The organism is Chryseobacterium oleae (assembly GCF_900115055.1).
GTDB classification, from domain to species: Bacteria; Bacteroidota; Bacteroidia; order Flavobacteriales; family Weeksellaceae; genus Chryseobacterium; species Chryseobacterium oleae.
On record NZ_FOVD01000001.1, the window covers coordinates 1,003,414 to 1,028,000 of the forward strand.

23 protein-coding genes and 2 tRNA genes are annotated in these 24,587 nt (G+C 38.1%); 13 read left to right on the top strand and 12 right to left on the bottom strand.

Annotated features, from left to right (window positions below; translation table 11 throughout):
- Position 1 precedes the first annotated feature (1 nt).
- Entirely contained in the window at positions 2-1,009 is a 1,008-nt protein-coding gene (locus BM143_RS04470; RefSeq protein ID WP_090023335.1) for an o-succinylbenzoate synthase, read from the bottom strand.
- Positions 1,009-2,025, bottom strand: a complete 1,017-nt coding sequence (gene fbp, locus BM143_RS04475; protein WP_090023337.1) for a class 1 fructose-bisphosphatase — start codon at positions 2,023-2,025, stop codon at positions 1,009-1,011. Before fbp ends, BM143_RS04470 begins: the two co-directional genes overlap by 1 nt.
- A 325-nt stretch (positions 2,026-2,350) precedes the next feature.
- Between fbp and BM143_RS04480 the strand changes: the two genes are divergently transcribed.
- The 5 genes from BM143_RS04480 to BM143_RS04500 all read left to right on the top strand — a co-directional run bounded on the left by BM143_RS04480 (position 2,351) and on the right by BM143_RS04500 (position 7,178).
- A complete protein-coding gene (locus BM143_RS04480) occupies positions 2,351-3,589 on the top strand; it encodes an aspartate kinase (RefSeq protein WP_090023339.1) in 1,239 nt (412 codons plus the stop codon).
- A 22-nt stretch (positions 3,590-3,611) separates the two neighbouring features.
- Entirely contained in the window at positions 3,612-5,453 is a 1,842-nt protein-coding gene (locus BM143_RS04485) for a lysophospholipid acyltransferase family protein (RefSeq protein ID WP_034728807.1), read from the top strand.
- Positions 5,454-5,560: 107 nt separating this feature from the next.
- Positions 5,561-5,633, top strand: a tRNA-Phe gene (locus BM143_RS04490).
- A 458-nt stretch (positions 5,634-6,091) separates the two neighbouring features.
- Positions 6,092-6,976: a tetratricopeptide repeat protein gene (locus BM143_RS04495; RefSeq protein WP_090023341.1), complete on the top strand. Its 885-nt coding sequence runs from the start codon at positions 6,092-6,094 to the stop codon at positions 6,974-6,976.
- A 129-nt stretch (positions 6,977-7,105) separates the two neighbouring features.
- A tRNA-Phe gene (locus BM143_RS04500) sits at positions 7,106-7,178 on the top strand.
- A 49-nt stretch (positions 7,179-7,227) separates the two neighbouring features.
- Here BM143_RS04500 and BM143_RS04505 read toward each other — a convergent pair.
- From BM143_RS04505 to BM143_RS04515, 3 genes are all read right to left on the bottom strand, one after another.
- The gene (locus BM143_RS04505) at positions 7,228-7,896 is read right to left on the bottom strand and encodes a hypothetical protein (RefSeq protein ID WP_090023343.1); all 669 of its coding nucleotides are present in this window, start codon (positions 7,894-7,896) and stop codon (positions 7,228-7,230) included.
- Between the two features lie 10 nt (positions 7,897-7,906).
- Positions 7,907-8,926 carry an alpha/beta hydrolase gene (locus BM143_RS04510; RefSeq protein WP_090023345.1) on the bottom strand — a complete coding sequence of 340 codons (1,020 nt, stop codon included), beginning with the start codon at positions 8,924-8,926 and terminating at the stop codon, positions 7,907-7,909.
- A gap of 158 nt (positions 8,927-9,084) precedes the next feature.
- Positions 9,085-10,206, bottom strand: coding sequence for a helix-turn-helix domain-containing protein (locus BM143_RS04515; protein ID WP_090023347.1), 1,122 nt, complete (start codon positions 10,204-10,206; stop codon positions 9,085-9,087).
- 346 nt (positions 10,207-10,552) lie between these two features.
- Here BM143_RS04515 and BM143_RS04520 point away from each other — a divergent pair, with 346 nt between their 5' ends.
- From BM143_RS04520 to BM143_RS04540, 5 genes are all read left to right on the top strand, one after another.
- A complete protein-coding gene (locus tag BM143_RS04520) occupies positions 10,553-11,137 on the top strand; it encodes a Crp/Fnr family transcriptional regulator (RefSeq protein ID WP_090023349.1) in 585 nt (194 codons plus the stop codon).
- Positions 11,138-11,203: 66 nt separating this feature from the next.
- Positions 11,204-11,899, top strand: a complete 696-nt coding sequence (locus tag BM143_RS04525) for an alpha/beta hydrolase (RefSeq protein WP_090023351.1) — start codon at positions 11,204-11,206, stop codon at positions 11,897-11,899.
- A gap of 171 nt (positions 11,900-12,070) precedes the next feature.
- Positions 12,071-13,246 carry a thioredoxin family protein gene (locus tag BM143_RS04530; RefSeq protein ID WP_090023353.1) on the top strand — a complete coding sequence of 392 codons (1,176 nt, stop codon included), beginning with the start codon at positions 12,071-12,073 and terminating at the stop codon, positions 13,244-13,246.
- A complete protein-coding gene (locus BM143_RS04535) occupies positions 13,246-13,869 on the top strand; it encodes a DUF3575 domain-containing protein (protein ID WP_090023355.1) in 624 nt (207 codons plus the stop codon). The genes BM143_RS04530 and BM143_RS04535 overlap by 1 nt, the downstream gene beginning before the upstream one ends.
- 4 nt (positions 13,870-13,873) lie before the next feature.
- Complete coding sequence (locus tag BM143_RS04540; RefSeq protein WP_072921985.1) at positions 13,874-14,080, top strand: hypothetical protein; 207 nt, start codon at positions 13,874-13,876, stop codon at positions 14,078-14,080.
- 102 nt (positions 14,081-14,182) lie between these two features.
- Here BM143_RS04540 and BM143_RS04545 read toward each other — a convergent pair whose 3' ends face one another.
- Positions 14,183-15,379 (bottom strand): exo-beta-N-acetylmuramidase NamZ family protein, encoded by a 1,197-nt coding sequence (locus tag BM143_RS04545; RefSeq protein ID WP_090023884.1) that lies wholly within the window; start codon positions 15,377-15,379, stop codon positions 14,183-14,185.
- Between the two features lie 4 nt (positions 15,380-15,383).
- On the opposite strand from BM143_RS04545, the gene BM143_RS04550 reads away from it, so the two are divergent.
- Both BM143_RS04550 and BM143_RS04555 read left to right on the top strand, forming a co-directional pair.
- The gene (locus BM143_RS04550; protein ID WP_047449300.1) at positions 15,384-16,613 is read left to right on the top strand and encodes an ABC transporter permease; all 1,230 of its coding nucleotides are present in this window, start codon (positions 15,384-15,386) and stop codon (positions 16,611-16,613) included.
- Between the two features lie 234 nt (positions 16,614-16,847).
- Entirely contained in the window at positions 16,848-17,831 is a 984-nt protein-coding gene (locus BM143_RS04555; protein ID WP_034728797.1) for a PLP-dependent cysteine synthase family protein, read from the top strand.
- A gap of 63 nt (positions 17,832-17,894) precedes the next feature.
- Here BM143_RS04555 and BM143_RS04560 read toward each other — a convergent pair whose 3' ends face one another.
- From BM143_RS04560 to BM143_RS04575, 4 genes are all read right to left on the bottom strand, one after another.
- The gene (locus tag BM143_RS04560; protein ID WP_090023357.1) at positions 17,895-18,422 is read right to left on the bottom strand and encodes a hypothetical protein; all 528 of its coding nucleotides are present in this window, start codon (positions 18,420-18,422) and stop codon (positions 17,895-17,897) included.
- Between the two features lie 44 nt (positions 18,423-18,466).
- Positions 18,467-18,769, bottom strand: a complete 303-nt coding sequence (locus tag BM143_RS04565) for a chaperone modulator CbpM (RefSeq protein ID WP_090023359.1) — start codon at positions 18,767-18,769, stop codon at positions 18,467-18,469.
- 3 nt (positions 18,770-18,772) lie between these two features.
- A complete protein-coding gene (locus tag BM143_RS04570; RefSeq protein WP_090023362.1) occupies positions 18,773-19,690 on the bottom strand; it encodes a DnaJ C-terminal domain-containing protein in 918 nt (305 codons plus the stop codon).
- Between the two features lie 98 nt (positions 19,691-19,788).
- Positions 19,789-21,111, bottom strand: a complete 1,323-nt coding sequence (locus BM143_RS04575) for a S8 family serine peptidase (protein WP_090023363.1) — start codon at positions 21,109-21,111, stop codon at positions 19,789-19,791.
- A gap of 302 nt (positions 21,112-21,413) precedes the next feature.
- On the opposite strand from BM143_RS04575, the gene BM143_RS04580 reads away from it, so the two are divergent.
- Entirely contained in the window at positions 21,414-22,613 is a 1,200-nt protein-coding gene (locus BM143_RS04580; RefSeq protein ID WP_090023366.1) for a dicarboxylate/amino acid:cation symporter, read from the top strand.
- Positions 22,614-22,779: 166 nt separating this feature from the next.
- On the opposite strand, the gene BM143_RS04585 is transcribed toward BM143_RS04580, so the two are convergent.
- Positions 22,780-23,163 carry a DUF779 domain-containing protein gene (locus BM143_RS04585; RefSeq protein ID WP_090023368.1) on the bottom strand — a complete coding sequence of 128 codons (384 nt, stop codon included), beginning with the start codon at positions 23,161-23,163 and terminating at the stop codon, positions 22,780-22,782.
- A gap of 331 nt (positions 23,164-23,494) precedes the next feature.
- A complete protein-coding gene (adhP, locus tag BM143_RS04595; protein ID WP_090023372.1) occupies positions 23,495-24,529 on the bottom strand; it encodes an alcohol dehydrogenase AdhP in 1,035 nt (344 codons plus the stop codon).
- Positions 24,530-24,587: the final 58 nt, after the last annotated feature.

Below are 24,587 nucleotides of genomic sequence, written 5' to 3' on the forward strand. Positions count from 1 at the left end.
ATTAAGAGGTTTTAAACCTGAGCAATTCATTGCTCAATTCTAAATTAGATTCAAAATTATTTACAAATAAAGATCCGGTGCCCAAACCTTGCGGCATCGGACTTTTTTTTGTGAAAGTATACTGCGCGATGGCATTCAGACCAATATTGCTTTCCAGAGCGGAAGTGATCCACCAGCCTATATTTTGTTCTTCTGCCAGAGAAATCCATTCGTCCGAACCTGCAAAACCGCCTACTAATGCTGGTTTCAGAATAATATATTGTGGTTTGATGGTTTCCAAAAGTACTTTCTTTTCAGCAGGATCTATAATCCCGATCAGTTCCTCATCCAAAGCAACAGGAGTTGGGGTTATTGCACATAATGAGGCCATATCAGCCCAATTACCGGCTTTTATTGGTTGTTCAATAGAATGAATATGAAGATCGGCAAGCTGCTGCAAAACAACCACTGCCTCTTCCCTGCTGAAACCACCGTTGGCATCTACACGAAGTTCCAGTTGATCTTTTGAAAATTTCTCTCTTAATTTCTGAAGAACCTTATGTTCAGATTCCCAATCTACTCCGATCTTGAGTTTGATGCAATGGAAACCGTTTTCAAGCTTTTCGCGGATCTGCTCTTCCATGTAGTGAACATCGCCCATCCAGATCAGTCCATTGATGACAATCGAAGATTTTCCTTCCGTAAACTCACTTGGGAAATACAGATGACCTCCATGCTTTAAGTTCAAAACAGCCTGCTCGTATCCGAACCATATCGATGGAAATTCTTTCAGTTCTTCTTTTAAATACAAAACATCCTGATTGATGTTTTCACAAAGCCACTGTAGTTTTTCCTCATAATCCGGGCGATCATCGAAACTCAATCCTCTGAACACCGCGCACTCTCCTGTTCCTACTTTCCCATTGTCTTCAACTTCGAGAATAAAGGTTTCTTTTACATGCAAAACGCCGCGAGATGTTCCGCTCGGGCGTTTGAATTCTAATAAATATCTGGAATATTTTGCTGTCATTATTTTACACTGTCGATCCGCATAAATTCCTCTGCTTTTTCCACCATGTTAATACTTCCGCAGAAAAACGGAATTCTCTGGTGAAGCTCCGTAGGTTCTATTTCAAGAATTCTTCTGAATCCGTCTGTCGCTTTTCCTCCCGCCTGTTCAGCAAGGAATGCCATAGGATTACACTCATACAGTAATCTCAGTTTTCCGTTGGGAGCCTGGGAATAAGAAGGGTAAATATAGATTCCTCCTTTCAGCATATTTCTGTGGAAATCTGCCACTAAAGAACCGATGTATCTTGAAGTGTAAGGACGGTCGCCTTCTTCCATCTGGCAATACTTAAGATAATTTTTTACACCCTGAGGAAATTTGATATAGTTTCCTTCATTGATGGAATATATTTTTCCGCTTGTAGGAAATGTCATATTCGGGTGGGAAAGATAATAAGTTCCCAATGATGGATCCAAAGTAAATCCGTTCACTCCATTTCCTGTAGTGTACACGATCATGGTAGAAGAACCGTAGATCACATATCCTGCAGCGATCTGGTTAATCCCTTTTTGAAGGAAATCTTCCAGCTGAACCGGAGTTCCTGGTTCCGTTACTCTTCTGTAAATAGAGAAAATAGTTCCTACTGAAACGTTGACATCGATATTTGAAGATCCGTCCAAAGGATCGATCAGTACTACATATTTACTTAAATGCCCGTTTTCACCGCATTTAATGTCTATAAAATCATCATTTTCCTCAGAAGCAATACCACAAACCACCTCTCTCTGAGACAAAGCCGTAATAAAAATTTCATTGGCAATCACATCAAGTTTCTGCTGTTCTTCCCCCTGAATATTCTGGTTGCCGGCAGCTCCTGTAATATCTACGATTCCGGCTTTATTTACTTCTCTGTTTACCACTTTCGAAGCCAATCTTATAGCGCTCAGAAGACGGGAAAATTCACCTGTAGAATACTGAAAATCGTCCTGCTTATCTATAAGAAATTCTCCTAAAGTCTGTAATGGTTGATTTGACATATTTTTCTTTTTACGTTTTCCCCAAATTTCGGAAAATTTATCGGAGAAAGAAAGCTTTTATTAGAAAAGACCTTAACTACTGTATACCAACACAATACAAACACACCTGATGGGTACGTTTAAATTTATCACTGTGATATTAATCCCCATTTGATGACAATAAATCAATAAAATTCTGATAATTCCCGTCAAGTCTCAATTTTAATAAAATCTTAATTCCTTCCGATGGCCGGATACTTTCATATCTCGTTGTAAATTTATAATTTTGACCTCCGTAAAAAACTCATGTAATTTTTAATCTAACAATTTTATTTTAAACAAATTAATGAAAATTTTCAAGTTTGGTGGAGCGTCTGTGAAAGATGCCGAGAGTGTAAAAAATGTGTCTATGGTTTTACAAAGCCAGGGATTTGCCAAGTGTTTGCTGGTTATTTCAGCAATGGGCAAGACGACGAATGAATTGGAAAAAGTGGTAGAGCTTTATTTCAAGAAGGATAACTATCAAACTGAGATTGAAAAGATAAAACGAAAACACATTGAAATTGCAGACGGTCTGTTTCCTGAAAACCATGCCGTTTTTGCAGAAATCAATGTATTTTTCGATGACATCGATTCTTTTTTACGAAGAAACAAATCTCCTAATTACAGCTTCGTCTATGACCAGGTGGTAAGCTGCGGAGAAATGATTTCTACAAAAATCTTAAGCGAATACCTGAACGAAATTCAGTTTACCAATCAATGGCTGGATGCCAGAGATTATATCAAAACTGATAATTCCTACAGAGAGGGTACGGTAGACTGGGCAAAAACAGAAGAATTTATTGCCACTTTAAATCCTGAAATCTGCTATGTAACGCAGGGATTCATTGGGTCTGATGATAATAATTTCACCGTAACTTTAGGAAGAGAGGGTTCTGATTATTCTGCCGCTATTTTCGCCTATTGCCTGAATGCAGATGCTATGACAATCTGGAAAGATGTACCGGGAGTCATGACCGGAGATCCGAGAAAGTTCAGTGATGTGACCCTTCTTTCCAATATCTCTTACGAGGAAGCGATCGAATTGGCTTATTACGGAGCCAGTGTCATTCACCCAAAAACGTTACAGCCGCTTCAGCAAAAAGCAATTCCTTTTTATGTAAAATCTTTCGTAGATCCTACCAAAGAAGGAACTAAAGTAGGAGCTTCAGACCATAATCAGCACGAAGAATCCTATATTTTAAAAGAAAATCAGGTCCTGTTAAAAATATCAACCAGAGACTTCTCATTCATTGCAGAAGATCATATGAGTCTTATTTTCGGGTACCTTTCCAAATATAAAATCAAAGTGTCTCTGATGCAGAATTCAGCTATCTCACTGGCTTTGTGTCTGGAAGATAAATTTGACCATGTAGATGAGCTTAATGAAGAACTTCAAAAAATATTTAAAACCAAAGCGGTTAAAAATGTATCTTTATTCACAGTAAGAAATGCGAAAATGGATCATATTGACAAATTTTACCAGGAAAAAAATGTATTATTGGAACAGATTTCCAAAAATACGGTTCAAATGGTAACACAATAATTTTAACTGCGACTAAACACATATGAGTTTAATTTCGAAAAACGATCTTATCACAGCTTCCGGCTTAAGCAAAATCGGGTTCCTTAAAAACCCGGTAGCATCTGCCGTGATGAGCATTGCCAAAATAAATGAAGTTAATAGATTATACGATAAACTAAAAGATAAAGAAGGCAAAGACTTTTTCGACTCATTTGTAAGAGAAAGAAACTTAAGTTATATCGCTTTTGAGGAAGATCTTGCAAAAGTTCCCAAGACGGGACCGTTCATTCTGGTTTCGAATCATCCGCTGGGTGCCATCGACGGAATTTTAATGTGCAAGATCCTCTCGGAAGTACGTCCGGATTTTAAGGTCATGGGAAATTTTCTTCTGGAAAAAATCAAACCTATGGAACCGTACGTGATTTCTGTGAATCCTTTTGAGAACAGAAAAGAAGCATACAGCAGCACTTCGGGAATGCGTGAAACCCTGAAACACCTTCAGAATGGAGGCTGTGTGGGTATTTTCCCTGCCGGAGAAGTTTCCAATAAAAATAATCCTTACGGAGAAATCCTGGACAGAGAATGGGAAAAACCTGCTCTTAAGCTGATCAGAATGGCTAAAGTTCCGGTAGTTCCTTTGTATTTTCATGCCAAAAACAGCCGTCTTTTTTATCAGGTAGCCAAGCTTCATCCAAGTTTACAGACGCTGATGCTTCCTGCCGAAATGATGAATGACAGAGAGAAACCGATCAGAATCAGGATTGGAAAACCCATCACGGTGAAAGCAATGGATGAAAGTGAAACCATTGAAGAGCTGGGTGAGTTTCTGAAGCGTAAAGTGTATATGATGAAATCTTACTACGAAAAGAGAAAATCATTGGCACAGAGCATCAATCTTAAAAATTTAACGGTTAAATTTCCTCTTTTAAAAGAAGAAAACATCGTTCAGAATATCATTGACGAAACCCCAAAAGAAGACATTCTTAAAGATATCAACAGACTGAAGGGAACGGATAAAATGCTTTTCAGTAACGGAAACTACGAGATTTATTTCACGACTTACGAAGAAATTCCTTCAGTTATGAGAGAAATCGGGCGCCAGAGAGAGCTCACCTTCCGTGCTGTAGGTGAAGGAAGTAACCTTCCATTCGACCTGGATGAATATGACAAGCATTATCATCACCTTTTCCTTTGGGACAGCAGCGCGGAGAAACTTGCCGGAGCTTACAGAATGGCTTTGGGTAAAGAAGTGATGAAGAAATACGGTATCAAAGGATTCTACACAAGCTCTTTATTTGAGTTTGAGCAAGACATCCACCCTTTCTTCAAAAAAGTGATCGAAATGGGCCGTGCCTACATCTGTGAAGAATATCAGCAGAAACCACTTCCGCTTTTCCTTTTATGGAGAGGGATTGTGCATGTATGCTTAAGAAATTCTGACCATAAATTCCTGATGGGCGGTGTAAGTATTTCCAATAAGTTCTCAGAATTCTCCAAATCTCTGATGATTGAATTCATGCGTTCGAATTATTTCGATTCAGCAGTTGCCCAATATATCACGCCTAAAAATGAGTATAAGGTAAAACTGCGCGACAGGGATAAAAATATCTTTTTTGAGGAAATGGAATCTGATCTTAATAAGCTGGACAAGATCATTGATGACCTTGAACCGGAATTAAGACTGCCTGTTCTGATCAAAAAATACATCAAGCAGAATGCTAAAGTAATAGCTTTTAATGTAGACCCGAACTTCAATGATGCCATCGACGGATTGATGTATATCCGAATCAGCGATCTTCCGGAAAGTACGATCAAGCCTGTATTGGAGGAGATGAGCGATCATATCAGAAAAGAACAGGAAAATAATTCGGCTGAAAATCAGTAAGTTTTATTTTTATTGAAAAAAAGTACGGTGAATACTTGCTTCATATAAGAAAACTTACTACTTTTGCATCACTTTAAAACAACGAAGTAAGTCAACAAAAATATAATGGTTTCTTAGCTCAGTTGGTAGAGCAATGGATTGAAAATCCATGTGTCCCTGGTTCGATTCCTGGAGAAACCACTTTAAAACCTCTAATTCATTTTAGAGGTTTTTTTGTGCTTATTAATTATGACATTTTCTATTTTTTTGATCAACTGTCATACTTGGGGAGCAAATAAAGTTTTTACCACGCATAGAAAATGAGTATCCTAATTATAAAAGGCAAAAAAGGAGGAATCAATTTCATCGATTCTGATGAAGGGAATGGATATTTGATGATTTTAAAATTTCACGCAGGTTAATCAGATGATGCAGATTTTTATCTTCACCTCCTCCTTTATCCGCACCTTGTGCGTGAACAAAAGTCCAAACCATTAAGATTCTGTTAAGCGTTTAAGAATATTAAGTTTTGGGTTCGCTTTAAGAGGCCCAACTTAAAAACATACATAAGATTTTCACCTGTACTACATTTTATTCTTCCGAATGTAAAATTTTTATACATTTAACCTCACCAAACTCATTAATCAAATCCAAAATACATGAACAAAAACCTTCACTTCCTGACTTTTCTTTTACTCCTGTTTGCCGTTAAAGCATTTTCACAGACCACTGACAACCCTGAACTTCAGAAAATGGCAGACGATGACCAGAACGCAAGGAAAACAAGTCCTATCAACTGGGAGGTCGTAAGTAAGGAAGACAGCCTGAGACGTGTCAGAATTTTTACCCTGTTAAAGGAAGACAAAGTAAAGACCGCAAAAGACCATTTTAACTCCGGAATCGTCTTTCAACATGGCGGAGATACCATTTCTTCCGGAATGGCTGTCAAAAGCTTTGAAAACGCGTTGAAAATGGATCCGAGCCTGAACAGATGGTGGTATGCCGCTGCAGTAGACAGAGATCTTATGTACAAAAAGAAACCTCAGATCTACGGAACACAATTCTTCAAAGATAAAACCACCAATGGCAAATGGGCCAGATACAAAATGGATCCTTCAAAAATTACTGATGAACAGAGGAAATATTACCGCGTAGAAACCCTAAAGGAGCAGGAACAAAAAGAAAGGGAAATGAATCAGACTCCGTTAAATGATGCTTATGCTTCTGAAAAATCTGTTGACAAAATTATTACCCTCATTAAATCAGAACATAAAAAAGGGATCCAGTCTGTATATAATGTCAGTGAAAGCCAGATCAATAGTTTCGGTTACCAGCTGATTCGTGATAAAAAAACAGATGACGCTCTGAAGATCTTTAAATTAAATATTCAGCTCTATCCGAAAGCATGGAACACGTATGACAGCTATGGGGAAGCGCTTTTACAAGTCGGACAAAAGAAGGAAGCTTTGGAAAATTATAAAAAATCATTAGAATTGAATCCTGAAAATGAAAATGCAAAGAAAATTTTAAGTGAATCCAAATAACTGATGACCAAATCATTGAAAGATAAAACCGCCCTACTTAAGGCGGTTTTTAAAAATAAATAATAAAAAAAGTTGCGCGGTATTAGAAAATATTATACTTTTGCACCCACGTTAAACAACGAAACAATTGGTTTCTTAGCTCAGTTGGTAGAGCAATGGATTGAAAATCCATGTGTCCCTGGTTCGATTCCTGGAGAAACCACAAACCGCCTTATTAAAGGCGGTTTTTTTATGTCCTTACATCAACGCTTCTACAATTTATAGTTATACCCGATCTGAACATAAAAAGGAAGCAAAGGCTTGGTTTTAAAATCCTGCGAAACTACATTTCCAAATTTTAAATAGATATCCTGATCTCTGAAAGTATATCCTCCCTGAACACCATAGTAAAAGTTTCCGCCTGTTGCAGGCTCATACCATCCGTTTTTGACTTCAGGATAAATTTCTTGGTAATGCTCTGAATGTTTAAAATGCGTAACGATTGCTTTATCAAATCCCAATTCCACTCCACCAAACCATTTGGGTCTGTAATATCCTACGACTCCGGCCATATCCAGTCCAAAATTCGCTATAGCTGCATTTTCATTTTCAAACCGTCTGAAAACACCCTGAACTCTTGTGGAAAACTGGAAATCGTGAACCTTGATCCATCTTACATTGGCTCCGGCCTTTGCTTTATAATCATCCAATAATGTATTTCCGGAAGGAATGGAAAACTCAGCACCGACCGTCATTGGAAACAGCTTATGATTAAGTTTATAGGCATAACCAAGACCGAAAACCACTCCGTACTCAGCTCCAATATTGGCATTGAGAATATGTTTCTCTTTACCAGCATTAGCCCAATTGATGACCTGCGCATTTACAGTATTTAGCATCAGGCCCAGAAACAGGGCTGTTTTATATATTGTATTGTTCATTTGTGTTGTATTAAAGACCGTTGATAAGATTGATTATTTCTGGTTTTGTCTGATTGTTCCAGGCGCTGGAATTCGTAACAATTCCGTCATGCCCTACTCCTGATACTTTGACAACAGAGGGATTATGATAACTCGCCGTGATCTTTTGAGCCCAGGAATCCGGATACGCTTTATTTCGTTCACTGTAAAAGAATAAAACAGGTCCATTATAATTTTGAATTCCCTGAGAAAAATCAATATTGTATTGCTCACCAATATCAAAGAGCGCATCCATAATCACGGCTCCGCTTCTCCAGCTCATACTTGAATCAAAATCGCCTTCTCCGGTGATATCATTTTTGGAGGCAAGCATCGACATTTTATAGTCCAAGATCTCATGCTGGTCTTCTTTCCCTGAAATAAACTGATCCATATAAGCGGCATCATTGAGGATCTCACTCCACAGCTTGAACGATCTGGATTCTTTCACATAATCTTCAATATCATCCCATTTAAGTCCACCCGGCTCACATAAAATTAACCCCTGAATATCATCCGGATATTTTCCGGCGTATCCGGAAGCCAGGATTGCTCCCCAGGAATGTCCAAACAGAACCACTTTCTGCCCCGGTGTTTTGCGGTAATGAGCAATGACCGCATGCAATTCATTATAGATCACATCCATTGCTCCCGCGCCAAGTGATGTATAGGACTTTTTAGAAAACCGCTGGGAAAGCCCTGAACCTCTCTGATCATAAAACACCACACGGAAACCTTCCGCAGCGAGATCTTTTCCATTGAGAAGATAACGGTAATCACCGCCGGGACCGCCATGAAGTGCAATAACAATGGTTCCGTTTTCCGGACCGAAAGCCTCAGAATGAAGCATGGCACCATTAGCATAAATAGAAGGTAACGAAGAATCCTGATCTACCGTTTTAGGAACCAGATTTCCGGGTTCGTCAATGGTCCGTCCGTCCGTACAGGAAAATAACAATGTAAAAATGGTGAAGGTGGCCAGAACGGCATTCCTTTTTTTAAAAGCTGTCATACTTTAGGGTTTAAAAATTATGATGCAAAGATTCACCATTCCCCACAGCCAATCGCCCCAACAGGAAGGTTGAGACCTATAAAACCAATTATACAATATATTGATTTAAAAACACTTATGAAACATGAAACCTTTCCCCTGAAAGTTGAACCCTGAGATCAGGGTGTTTTCTGGTACTCACTGGGAGTAACTCCTGTGTATTTTTTAAAATTCCGGTTGAAAGATGTTTTGGAATTAAACCCGCATTCAAAAGCGATAGAAAGCAATGTATACTGTCTGCTTTCAGGTTGTGATATCCTGTTTAGAAATTCCTCTATCCTTTTTTCATTGATGAGCTCGTAGAAGTTTTTTCCTTCTTTAGAATTGATCACTTGTGAAAGATAATTCGGATGGGCATTCAGCATGGCGGCAAGCTCATTCAGTGTAAGATTGGGATTGATAAACGGCTTTTCACGATTCAAAAGATTCATTAACCTTATATGAATATCATCAATATTTTCTTCCGTCAAACTTGATTTCTGGTATTTCTTTTCAGCTAAAACTATCGCTTCTTCTTCATTATTATTTTCAAAAATAAGGTCTGAATTTACAGGACTACCCACTAAAACAGACGCCGACTGATTAAACACTTGAACCTGCTTAATCCCAAAATAGCCCAACCACAGAATAAATATGGTTACCGCTCCATAAATAACATTCACCTGTTCAGTAAAGAGAACAAGTCCCCAAATCACAGCAATCCAAATAATAAGATACAGCAACCAGTTAAAATTAATTTTTTCTGTGTTGGAAAACTGCTGAACCATATTTCTCCTAAAACGATACAGAGCCGAGAACGAAAGGACCACGTAAACAATTCCCGAAAGATAAATGGAATACAGTTTCAGAAACATTTCCGTCTCAAACTCTCTTCCGTGATGTTTGAATATCTCTACCCTTTCTGCAAACGGAGCCATGTAAAATGACAGAAATAAAAGATTACACACAATAAGCGGCACAAAATGCAGCAGATATTTCCACGAAAACGGCTTGGGAGAAGTCTGTCTTTTGATATACAGATATAAAAACGGACCATACACCAAAGGAAGTGAAAATCCAAAAAAAACAAACGACGGATAAAGTGTATACTGATTCGTTAGAAGCATATAATGCCCTGCCAGATTCAGTCCGATAGCCAAAAGCCAAGCTGACAGCAGAAGATCTGCAGCACTTTTATTTCTCTTTGTAATCAAAAGAAAAGCTAAGAAGAAGGCTAGAAAAACTCCGGACAGAAAAAGCATAGAAAAGCTTCAGTATTTTGTTAAGTGAATGATGATTAATAGTGTTGCGACAAAAATAGATATTATTTTAAAGCAAATTCACTCATAATACATTTTAATATGAAAAGTCAATTTTGCTCCGCAAGTCAATCGTCAATAATAAACTGGTAGTAAAATTCACCAGTGACGATTCACCATTGACAATTACTGTCTCCCAAATCACTATTTTACAAAAACTTAGTAAATTATTTTTCACTTATCCATGTACTATATCCTAATTTTCGCTAAGTTTTTAATAATTTAGTTCTGAAGTATGTGGGTTTTACTTAAAATATTCAGGCATACTATTACACCATCACTTGACACTATGAAAAACATTCTTAATGAATATTCTAAATATGGCCCTCTGTTTCTGGTAGACGAAGAGCATTATGAAGAATTCTGCAGCTATTTACATGAAACCGTTTACAAAAAAACTGATTTTTTCCTGAAAGAAGGTGAAGAATGTCAGTATCTGGGCTTTCTCAAAAGTGGTTTTATGCGAACATTCTATATTAATGAAGGCGGCGAGGATGTTAACTTCAATTTTCATTTCGATAATTACTTTTTCACAGACTATGAAAGTATTCTTTGTCATACCAGATCAAAAATGAATATCAAAGCGGTTAAAGATTCGGAGGTTCTTTTGCTTCATAAAGATGATCTTCAGAAACTTTATAGAAAAGATGCCTACTGGCAGGAATTCGGAAGGAAAATGACGGAAGTAATTTACCTGAACGCGAAAAAAAGAATCGAGGAACTTCTCTATTACTCCCCTGAAAGGCGGTATAACAACCTGTTGACAGAGAATCCTAAGATTTTTCAATTGGTCGCCCAGAAACATATCGCGAGCTATCTGGGAGTAAAACCACAATCGTTAAGCAGAATCCGGAACAGAACTTTAAAACGTTAACTAAAGTGAACATTTTTTAGAAAGTATACTCCTAAATTTGTGATACAAAATGTAAAGAATAAAAATATGGAAAACAAAAATGTAACAATTATTTTAGTTCACGGAGCTTGGGGAGACGGATCTCACTGGAGACACGTTATTGAAAATCTTCACAGCGAAGGCTACAAAGTACGCAGTGTTCAGAATCCATTGACTTCTATGGATGAAGATATTCAGAAAACAAAAGATCTGATTGACCTACAGGAAGGAAAAGTACTTTTAGTAGGACATTCTTACGGAGGTGCCGTTATTTCCGGGGCCGGAAATCATGATAAAGTAGTAGGATTAGTTTATATTGCTGCTTTTGCACCGGATAAAGGAGAAAGCTTAGGAGGTATTTTCGGACGTAGAGAACAGCCTGCCGGAGGAGCGAATATCGTTCCGGACGAAAAAGGATTTTTATGGATTAAGTATGACAAATTCCATGAAAGCTTTGCTCAGGATCTGAACCCTGAAGATTCAGTAGTGATGTCTTTATCTCAAAAACCAATTCACGGAAGCATTTTCGCTGCTGAAGCCGGAGAACCTGCATGGAAAACAAAACCAAGCTGGTACCAGGTTTCTGATAATGACAGAATGATCCCACCTGCTACGGAAAAGGAAATGGCAGAAAGAATGAATGCTAAGAAAATCATCCACCTTGATGCCAGCCACGCTTCATTGGCTACGCATCCAAAGGAAATCACAGAACTGATCAAGGAAGCAGTGGAAGCTGTTTCTTAATGAGCTATTGATTTTAAAAGTATAAAAAACAGTAAACAGGTTTCGGCCTGTTTATTTTATTTTAAGGAAACCCAGGCTGTCTTAAAATTCGTTAATATAGAGCCTTCCGACACAAAACCGTCGTCTATAATTTGGAAAATAACTATCTTCGCCTACAAATCTAATTTGAAAATGAAGAAGATCATCTCCGGGGTATTTGTTTTCTGCTCTGCCGTTATCATGGCTCAGGAAGCTATACAGTTTCAGGAATTACCGTTCAAAGACGTCATAGCGAAGGCAAAAAAAGAAAAGAAACTTGTTTTCGTCGATGCTTATACCACATGGTGCGGACCATGTAAAATGATGGAAAAGAACGTATTTACTAAAAAATCTGTCGGAGATTATTTCAATGCCAACTTTGTGAATGCCCGATTCGATATGGAAAAAGGCGAAGGAAGAGAAATAGCAGCCAAGTATGGAGTACGTTCCTATCCTACTTACCTTTTCCTGAACGGTGAAGGTGAACTGGTTTCCCAAAATACCGGGTATATGGAGGAAAGTATGTTTGTGGCTATGGCCCAGGACATCAATTCGCCGGGGAATTCAAAAGGTTCTTTAAAAGAGCGTTTTGCCAAAGGAGAAAAAGATCCGGAATTCCTTACCAATATTATGAGGCTAAACTCTTCTTCAGATTATGATTTTGCCAAACAAGCTTCCGAGCGCTATTTTGAAAACAAAAAGAAGACAGAAGAAATTTCGAAAGATGAAATAGGCCTTCTTTTATTCTTTGTAAAATCTACAGAAGACAAAAACTACAGCACATTTACATCAAGAAAAGCTGATATCATCAAATATCTTCCTGAAGAAACCTATAAGGAATTTGATAATCAACTTAAGCTCTCAAAAATCGTAGAGCAATCTATTGATGATAAAAATAAGAGAATCAACGAAGAGTATTTCATGAAAACGGCTGAGCCATTAGTAGGAAAACAACTCGCTCAATCTAAACTAAACCAGACGAAACTCAGTTACTACGAGCAAAATGCCAATTTCCCCGAATTTGAAAAAGCTGCGTTAGAGTATTACAACAATTCCGATGCATTCGAGCCTAATGAACTGCTGAGAGCAGCATGGGTATTCGGTGACCACATCAAAAATCCTGCATCATTAAAGAAGGCCGCAGAATGGGCTGAAAAATCTGTGATGCGTGGTGAAACACCGGAAAATACTTATATTCTTGCAAAGCTGTACTTCCTGACCGGGAACAAGGAAATGGCCCAAAACTACGCTGAAATGTCCAGAAATATGGCTACTCAGACTGGAAAAGATTCCAAACTCGCAGAAGAATTACTGAAACAAATAAAATAATGCTAAAACACAAATTTCTTACGACCTCTATTGCACTCCTTTCAATAGGAATGCTTTCAGCTCAGGAACAAGAACAGGAAAAAAGTCTGTACATTAAAGGAAACGCACTTTTGGCTCCCATTGGAGTAATCAACATTGGCCTTGAAAAACAGCTGACTTCAAAGATTACTATGCAAGGTGACGTTCTGGCATCTCCATGGAAATCTTTTGCGGGACATGAGCTTCAATATTACTCTCTTTCATTAGAGGGAAGATATTATTTTAATGAAGCGTTCAAACATTGGTATGTAGGAGCAAACATTGGTGTAGCTTCATTTGTTCTTCAAAAATGGAATTACTGGAAAGATGTTCCCTATATCAATGACAGAAATGAAGTTTTTCTTAAATCCAATCTATATCAGAAAGGAGTTTCATTTATGATTGGAGTCACAGGTGGATACCAGTTTAAAGTATCTGACCGTTGGAATGTTGATGTCTATGCAACAGTGGGATCATCTTCAGATTTCTACAAAGGATATGACCGTACAACAGGCCAACGATATGACGTAGCTCAGAAATATAATAAAAGTGGGGAGATTCTTCCTTACAGAGGCGGCGTAATGATCTCTTATAAACTAAAATAACAGCATGAAACTGTTCGGAAAAAATCATATTATCATTTCAGTGATCACTTTTGTGATTCTTTTTTTAATGAATTATATCGGAAATGATTTGCCTGATAAGCTTGAAAGAGCGTTGATGACGGCATTTGCCGGAGTTATAGGATTGTCCCTGGGGCTTTTCATTCTTAATAAAGGCAAGAACGATAAAAATCCTCCGCAGAATTTCGACTGATAAAAAATGAATAGCTAATTGTGAATTTGGCTTCGCCAGTGAATTTTTGAAATATAAATTCACCATTGACTGGCAAAGCCAAATTCACAATTGACTTTTCAATCAGTCCTGATACAGAACATACTTCATACGAATCTTTTCAAATTTTTCCAGACCGCTTTTCCATGAAGCTTTGATCTCCTGGATCGATTTTCCGGCTATAATCTGTTTTCTGAACTCATCGGTTCCGGCCAGTTTATCAAAGAACAGGTTTTCAAGGAAGAACCCCTGTTGTGGATTTTTGTAGCTTTTATAAGATTTAATCAACCAATCAAGATTCAGTTCTCTCAGGTCTTTCGAATAGCCTGAAAGGTCTTCACCGTAGCATAACTTCCCATTTAAGAAAGGATCTTTCGCCCCAAAATTAGGCTTTGGTGTAAACTGGTAAGGCAGCCCCTGCGTCCATGGAGATCCGTAGATCTGAAACGGAAGATTTGTTCCTCTTCCTACTGAAACCTGAGTTCCTTCAAAGAAACATAAGCTTGGATATAAATTAATTGATTTATCGTTCGGTAGATTCGGAGAAGGTTTATCTAAGATGGGATAACGCTGTTTTTTGTGGTAATTTTTCATAGGAATCAGGGTATATTTTGCCTGGACTCCATTTTTCAGCCACTTTTCGCCATTCACCATTTTCCCGTACTCTCCTATCGTTAATCCATAGACCACAGGAACTTCGTGCATTCCTACAAAACTTGACCATTTCTTATTCAAAACCGGTCCGTCTGTGTAGCCATCATGCGGATTCGGGCGGTCCAGCACCATTATTTCTACATTGTTTTCAGCCCCAGCCTCCATTAAATAAGCTAAAGTTGAAATATAAGTATAGAATCTCACCCCTACATCCTGAATATCGAAAACGACAATATCAATTCCTTTTAACTGTTCGGGTTTTGGTTTTTTATTGTTTCCGTATAGAGAAATAATCGGGATGCCGGTTTTGGTATCTACTCCGTTTTTCACTTTCTCACCTGCATCTGCATCTCCTCTGAAACCATGTTCCGGAGCGAATATCGCTTTGATCTTAATATTGTTTTTCACCAGAAAATCTACGACATGGTTTTTATCGCTCATCAGCCCGGTTTGATTGGTTACCACACCGATCGTTTTATTTTTCAACAGAGGCAGATAAAGTTCAGATTGGTCTGCGCCGGTTTTAAAATCCGGTTTTCCTTGAACCTGAGAATAATATTGGTTGAATACTCCTAAAAAAATTAGGCAAATCAGAAGTAAATTTTTAATTTTGAAATCTAAATTCATAAGCTTGAAATTTCCTTTATATTTCTCTAGAAAAATAGCGTTTTCCAAAGATAACAAAAATAACCTTTCAAGAGTGATCATCTTCATCGGCAGGCTTTCTGTAGCTTTGGGGATCATTGTTTCTCTGATTACCGTATCTACGGGATTCGGTTCAAAGAAAGCCATCAAAGAGAGACTGGCAGATTTCAGCGGACACATTACGATACGATCCACTAGATCAAATTCTTCATACAATACTTCCGTTCTCGACAATCAGGGGTTAAATATTCAAAAGATCAAAGAACTTCCTGATGTAGAAAGTGTTCAGCGGTATGCTACGGTAACCGGAATTATGCGTAATGAACACAATTTTTCGGGGATTATATTTAAAGGAATCGGAAAAGATTTTGACAGCCTGAGATTCAAAAAATTCCTTGTAGCCGGAACGACACCAAAAGTGACAGAAAAAGGATATAATAATGATGTAACGGTTTCACAGAAGATCGCTAATGACCTTCATCTTAAAGTAAATGACAGCATTGTTACCGTATTTTCAAAAGCTGATCAAAAACCAATCTACCGTAAATTCAGAATTATCGGGATTTACAAAACGGATATCAAGATGATTGATGAACAGTTCGTCATCGGCGGAATTAATCATGTGAGAAAAATTCAGGAAATGAAACCTGATGAAATAGGTGGAATTGACATATTCTTTAAAAACGTCAATGATATCGATAAAGATTTTCCGGACATTGAAAAACTGATCGGCTATAAAAACTACGCTGAAAAAGCAACAGACAAATTCCCGCAGATCAACGACTGGATCAGTATTTTCGACACTAATATCGCCCTGATCATCATCATTATGCTGATCGTTGTTGTCATCAATATTATTATGGTTCTTCTGATTCTGATCATTGAAAGAACCAATTCTATCGGTCTTTTAAAAACATTGGGAGCAAGTAATTCACAGATCAGAGCAACTTTCATCAATTATACCCTGATCATCATGATTCCGGGGCTATTGTACGGAAATGCCATTGGTCTTGGCCTTATTTTACTTCAGAAATTTTTCGGTATTATTAAACTGAATCCTGAAAACTACTATGTAAGTACGGTTCCGGTGGATTTAAATCCGGTAGCTATTATTTCTATTTCATTAGGAATTCTGCTTATTTCCGGTCTGGCTCTGATTATTCCAAGCTACCTGATCAGCAAAATTTCTCCGGTGAAAGCAATTAAGTACAACTAGCAATGGCTCGTTGTCAATGGTCCATTGTGAATAGTCAATGATGAATGGCAGTAATTAATTTTATTGTCGTGAAAAAATTCACTATTGACTTTCCATCATTCACAATGCTATTAAAAAGGTCTTTCGTTAATAAAATTCACCATTAACCTTTGTCCATTGACTTTATAAATCATAATCTTTAATTTACGTAGCTAAATTTTAAAGCATTATCTTTGCACCGCTTATAAAACATTTATGAAATACGCAAAAAATATTCTTGAAACGATAGGGAATACACCTCTTGTAAAACTTAACAAAGTATTAGGAGAAGACTTTCCTGCATTAGTTTTAGCAAAAGTAGAAACATTCAATCCAGGAAATTCCGTAAAGGACAGAATGGCTCTTAAAATGATAGAAGATGCCGAAAAAGACGGCAGATTAAAGCCCGGAGGTACCATTATTGAGGGAACTTCAGGAAATACAGGAATGGGACTGGCTCTTGCAGCCATCATCAAAGGCTACAAATGTATCTTTGTAACCAATTCCAAGCAGTCTAAGGAGAAATGTGACATCCTTCGTGCTGTAGGCGCAGAAGTTATTGTCTGCCCTACCGATGTGAAGCCTACAGATCCGCGTTCTTACTATTCAGTGTCTAAAAGACTGGCTAAAGAAACAGAAAACGGATGGTATGTGAACCAATATGACAACTTATCCAACAGAACGGCTCATTACGAATCTACAGCGCCTGAAATCTGGGAACAGACGGAAGGAAAGCTTACCCATTTCGTGGCAGGTGCCGGAACGGGAGGTACAGTGACCGGTTGTGGAACATTCTTCAAGGAGAAAAATCCAAACATTAAAGTAATCGGTGTTGATACGTACGGTTCTATTCTGAAGGAATTCCACGAAACGGGTGAACTTCATTATGATCATGCTTATACCTACATTACGGAAGGAATCGGGGAAGATATTATTCCTGAGAACTACGACATGTCTGTGATTGATCATTTCGAAAAAGTAACGGATAAAGACGGTGCTGTCTACGCTAGAAAACTGGCTAAGGAAGAAGGAATTTTCTGTGGATATTCTGCAGGAAGCGCGATTGCTTCTCTGATCCAGATGAAAGATCAGTTCACGAAAGATGATGTGATCGTAGTGCTTTTCCATGACCATGGTTCAAGATATGTAGGAAAAGTCTACAATGATGAGTGGATGAAGGAAATGGGTTGGTTAGATTAATCAAAGACAGAAAGTAAATCCTTTTTATATAAATAGAAAATCAGAGCAGTTGCTCTGATTTTTTTATGGTTTAATATTTTTCTTTGCTACCTGTTTGAGCGTATCATAATCTGCTTTACTCATGGACTTCTTTGGAAACATATAATTGAACTTTCCCTCTAATGAAATGAATTCATTGTTGGCATCAAAGTACTTAAAATCTTCCCATTTACTTAATTCCTCCTGATGATTAAGATTCACATTAAAAATCTCATCATTAAATCTGATCTCATACATTTCAGAATCCTCCAGAGACTTTAAATACCTGTTCACTTCTTTTTTCCATCGGGAAACTTTATTGATGCTCAAAGAGAGATACACTGTACACAGCAAAAATAAAAAGCTGACAAAATAAAGGATTCCAAATTTTTCTTTGCTTAAATCATCTTTAAAAAAGAATAAAATCAATAGAATTAATCCTACAACTATCGTGGTAACGGTTTTTCCTTTGGTCGTCTGTGAAAAAAATAAACTTCCCTGATTGCCGCTGAAATAAATTTCTTCAAAATCCTTTCTGTTTACATGTAATTTAATGACTTTCTCTCCATTCATTTTTTAGAAATATTTAGTTTGTTTTAAAGATGTACAAAACTAAATTAAATATCTTCATATTGGTCATTTATTGCAGAAAGTTTATTCATCAGATCACGGTTTCTGCGTTTTAAATCTTCCATTTTACGGAGCATATCACTAATAACTTCCAACCCCGGAAGATTGATTTCCAGATCGTAATGCCAGTTGGTAAATCTTTCGAAAACGGGCAGATCTTCATATAACAAATATCGGACTTCATTCTCTGTTTCTATATTTAGTAAACCAACATCCACCAATTCATCAAAAAAAGTGATCTCTATATTGTATATTTTTACGAGTTCTTCTCGCGATATTCTTTCACTCATGGCTTAGGAATTTTTAAGTTGTTCAAAAAGTTCTTTCTGCTTGTCTGTAAGATCTGTCGGCAATTTCACCTCGTAGGTCACGAAAAGATCTCCGGACTCACCTTCTTTTTTATACACCGGGAAACCTTTTCCTTTCAGTCTTACCGTTGTTCCGTTCTGGGTTTCAGGTTTTACTTTAAGGTTGACACTTCCGTCCAGTGTATTCACTTTTACGTCGCCACCTAAAAGAGCAGTATACAGATCAATGGATACTTTGGTTTTCAGATCATTCCCGATTCTTTCAAAATTGGGATCTACCGGAATATTGAATGTGATGTAGAGATCTCCATTTGGACCTCCATTAAATCCGGGACTTCCATGACCTTTCAGCTTAATCTGCTGACCGTCATATACACCGGCTGGGATGGTAATTCTTACCTTCTTACCATTGATCTCAAAAGTCTGCGGATGAGTCTGCGCAGCATCTTTTAAATTTAAATTCAGTTCAGCATTCACATCCTGTCCTTTGAATTTCCCGGAAGAGCTTCCTCTTGAGCTTTTCCCAAAGCCACCCCCTGCACCGCCAAACATACTCTGGAAAAAATCTGAAAAATCTTCACCTTCGCCGAAATCAGTGCCGGAAAATCCTCCGCTGCCGCCATAGTTCTGCTGTTGATGTTGCCTTTGCTCCTGTTGTGCTTTTTCATATTCTTCGCCATGCTTCCAGTTTTCTCCGTATTTATCATACTTAGCACGATTTTCAGGATTACTGAGCACTTCGTTGGCCTCATTCAGTTCTTTGAATTTTTTCTCGGATTCTTTATCGTCCGGATTGAGATCGGGATGTAATTTTCTCGCCAGTTTTCGGTAGGCTTTTTTGATATCATCCTGAGTGGCGCTTTTATCTACGCCTAAAATTTTATAGTAATCTATATAAGCCATAGAAATGGGGTTTACTCAAATTTATGAAATTTATCTCTGAAAATCAAAAGGCTATCTCATTTTTGAGATAGCCCGTTATATAATAAACCTGTAAGGAATTATCTATGAATAATCTTATCAATGGTACCATCTTTATCATAACGGTAATGTGATAAACTGTAGGTATTGGTAGCTCCATAGTTTCCGCTATAATTAACATTGTCATGCTCCCAATAGGCAGCCTTAACACTGCCATCCGCTGTTGGACTTCCCAGTAACACAACTCCAGCAGCATGAGGTGATGCCATGGAAGTACCACTATCTACATGATAACCTCCATTTTTCGAAGTTGATTTCACCTTGTACCCCGGAGCAGCATAATCCACGCAAGTTCCATAACTCGAGAAGTAGGTCCAGAAATCTCCCTGAGCTATTGCAGAAATCGTATAAATATTAGCATGATTGACTCTTGCCGGTGAATAGTTATTAGCGTTATCATAAGAATTTCCAGCAGCTACCGCTATTTTAATCCCTTTTTTAGCTACTTTTAAAAGAGTTGCATCAACAGCTGTATTTTTTGGTGCCCCAACACTCATATTAACCACATCACCTGCTGAAGCATTGACATACACATAGTCTAAAGCTGAAACCCATGTGGAAGGTGATCCCTGCCCTAAGGAATTTACCACTTTCAATGAAACAACAGTAGCGCCTGCAGCTACACCCACTACTCCTATATCATTATTAATTGCTGCAATAGTTCCTGCAACATGGGTTCCATGTCCGTGTCCGTCATCCGGATTATTATCTCCTATGAATGACTTACTTTTCTGCGTATTGACATTAAGATCCGGATGATCCAAATCGATTCCCGAATCAATTACCCAAGCTGTTTTCCCGACACCGTTTCCTGCACCGCCAACTCTGGTGATTCCCCAAGGGGTCTCCTGTCCGGTAACAGCTTTGGAGGCTATTGTTTCTTCAGCCGGCTTCTCTAATAATGTGACTAAATAATCCTGTTCAATACTTTGTACCTTGCTATCTTTTTTAAGAAGTTCTACATCAGCATCAGTAAGGTTTTTAGCGACAAAACCCTCCAAAGCATTGCCAAAAACACTGGATATTTTCTGGTTATCAATACCTAATTTTAATCCTTCCTCATTACTTCTCATTTTACTTAATAACACGTTGTTGTTTCTCTCATAGCTTTCTTTACCACCATCTGTACTTTTGGCAACTTCAAGGCCGTTTGCATTGAGAACCCCATCATTTAGAACTACAATATACTGCCCCGGAATAGGTTTTGAAGAGTCAGAAGAAACCGAACTCTTTAAGTCTGCGACCTCATTCCCTTCTTTTAAGTCACCCATTCTATCCGTGTTGCAACTTGCAGTGAATAAGGCAACCATCATTAATAATGAAATTTTGCTTTTGTTTTTCATAATTTGTATTTTATTTTAGATTAACATGGTGCTAATATATTGTAAATAATTTAAATAAAACGCATTAATTAAATTAAATCAACAATTAAACATTAAATAAATTGTAAATAAAATAATAAAAACAATAATTATTAATTAAAATAATATTACAAAACACAATGAATTCTAATAAAATTTCACCAAAACATGAATAAATAGGTCAATTTACTCCAATTGCAATACACATCAAAAATCCAGTATGCTTCCATTCATTATCTATTTTACACTAAAAAAATTAACCTATCTTTGATAAAAAGCGTTAAATGAAAGAAGTACTGAACAACTACTCAGGAATTATACTTTTACTTTTAGGGATTGTTGCAGGAAGCATCATAGGCATTGCTGCTCCGGGTATTGTGGACTATATTAAACCACTGGGTGATATCTTTCTGAACCTGCTTTTTGTGAGTGTAGTCCCGTTGGTATTCTTCGCCGTTTCCAATTCTATTGCTTCTCTGGAGCAACAATCTAAGTTTGGAAAAATCATTCTGGTGATGTCTTTCACCTTTCTGTTCTTTATTTTGACAGCGGCAGTTTTTACGATTTGTGCCGTTTATGTATTTCCTGTTTCAGGAGTTTCCGGAAGTTCGGAAATGATTTCTGAAGCCTCCAGCGAAGACAGCTGGGGGAACAGGATTGTAAGTTTCTTCACTGTTGGAGAATTTACACAGCTGTTTTCGAGGCAAAATATGCTGGCTTTACTTATTTTCGCTTTTATGACTGGGTTTGCCGCCAGGAAGTCCGGAGAAAAAGGTCAGCCGTTCAGGCTTTTTATCGCTTCAGGATATGAGGTCATGAAGGAACTCCTTTTATTGATTATGAAGCTGGCTCCTATTGGTCTTGGAGCTTATTTCGCTTATCAGGTAGCTACATTGGGACCTCAGCTTTTTGGATTCTATGCTAAACCCTTAGGCCTTTATTATATCGCAGGAATCGTTTACTTCTTTGTATTCTTTTCACTGTATGCTTTTATGGCAGACGGACGAAAAGGAATTAAAAGTTTCTGGACCAATGCGGTCTATCCTACTCTAACTGCCCTGAGTACGTGCAGCAGTTTTGCTACAATGCCAGCGAATCTTCAGGCTGCTTCCAAGATCGGTATTCCGAATTCCATTGCGAACCTTGTGATCCCTATCGGAACCACGTTGCATAAGAACGGATCTTCCATGTCATCTATTATCAAGATCTATGTTGCTTTTCTGATTATAGGAAAAGATTTTTTTGACCCTGCTAATTTACTGCTTGCCTTAGGAATCACAGTGTTTGTAAGCATTGTAGCCGGCGGAATTCCAAACGGCGGATATATTGGGGAGATGCTGATGATTTCAGTCTATAAATTACCACAGGAAGCCATCCCTGCTGTGATGATCATAGGAACATTAGTAGATCCTTTAGCCACTGTTTTGAATGCTGTGGGGGATATTGTGGCGGCGATGTTTGTGAACCGGTTTGTCAAGGTGTGATGGGGAGAGAATAAAGAGCCAAGAATCAAGATAGAAAAGTCAGACATCAGACATTAGAAAAAAAGGGAAGAGTCATTTCTTACCCGGTTGTTTTCCACTGGTAAGTTTAATTTTACTATGGCCCTTCACAAGCTATCCTATCAAAAAATATCAGACTATGTCCATTTTATTCACTGCGTTTTACAGGTTCCAGATTTTCGTATTCTTCTTTCGTGAAGAGTCTGTAATTGACTTTGAATGTTTTTCCTAAAGGGGTTTCCAGAGAAAATCCTCCCGGCCCGAATCCGTCTGTTACATCCAGTGTGAAGTGAGAATATTTCCAGTATTCAAATAGGTCTCGGTCTATCCAGAATTCATGGCCTTTGATGGTTCCAATCATGGCGTCATTCATCCGGGGAAAAAATCCGCCTTTCTCGAAGCATTGCGGTTGGGTGCCTTCACAGCATCCGCCTGCCTGGTAAAACATTAATGCACCGTATTTATCTTCCAGTTGATAAATGACATCAAGTGCTTTTTCTGTTGCTGATAGTCTGGATATTGTGGTTTCCATTTTTTCTTTTAATTAAACAATTAAGATACGAAGATTTTGATTAGCGATTATTACCTATTTCTGTGTGTTTTATTCGCAAAGGCGCTAAAGTTTTTTTATCCTCATTCTGTTTTAAGGCGCGAAGATTTTATCTCCGATAAAATTGTATACCGCTGTCATGCTGAAAAATGCGGTTGATGAAACTCATCAGATTTGTATTCGCGCAGATTACACAAATGGCGCAGATTTTTTTACTACCGAATATTTAGACAGTGAATATTTTCAAATATACTGTAACATCAGGAAGAAAAAAGCCCGGCAAATGATTTCGCCGGGCACATTAATCCATTATTTAATTTGAGCCGGCAATATCGAGGACGATTCTGCCATCTATCTGTCCTTTCTTCATTTTATCAAAAACATCATTGATATCTTCCAGTTTTGCAGAGGTTACCGTTGCTTTTACAAGGCCTTCATTGGCGAAATCCAGCGCTTCCTGAAGATCTTTCCTTGTTCCGACAATAGAGCCTCTCACGGTTATTCTCTTTAATACGGTTTCAAAAATCGGGAGTTCAAAAGAACCGGGAGGAAGGCCGTTGAGGGCAATGGTTCCTTTTCTTCTCAGTACATCTATTCCTTGCTTAAATGCAATGGGAGAAACAGCTGTAATCAAGGCACCATGCATTCCACCGACTTCTTTATGTAAATACTGTCCAGGATCTGTAGTTTTTGCATTAACCACCAGATCTGCTCCTAATTTTTTCGCCAGCTCCAGTTTGTCATCTGCGACATCAATAGCCGCCACATGCATTCCCATTGCTTTGGCATACTGAACTGCCACATGTCCTAATCCTCCTATTCCAGAGATGGCGACCCATTCTCCGGGCTTTGCTTCAGTTTCTTTCAATCCTTTATAAACGGTTACTCCCGCGCATAAAATTGGGGCAATCTCTAAAAAGTTGACATCAGATTTTAAATGTCCTACATATCTTGAATCTGCAATAACATATTCCGCAAATCCTCCATCTACACTGTAACCACCATTTTTCTGAGCTTCACACAATGTTTCCCAACCGGTAATACAGTAATCACAGCATCCGCAGGCACTGTACAGCCACGGAACTCCTACGGCATCTCCTTCTTTCACCTGTGCCTCGGGTCCACAGGCAACTACGATTCCTACTCCTTCATGTCCGGGAATCAGGGGCATTTTAGGTTTTGCCGGCCAGTCTCCATCTACAGCATGTAAATCTGTATGGCAAACTCCACAGGCGATTACTTTGACCAATACTTCATATCTTCCGGGTACTTTTACCGGAACTTCTTCTATTTTGAGTGGTTGCCCGTAGCCCTGAACTACAGCAGCTTTCATTGTTTTTGGAATCATATTTTTTTTGAGTTTAGTTGGTTATTTGGAGTTAATTGTCAATGGTGAATTGTGAATT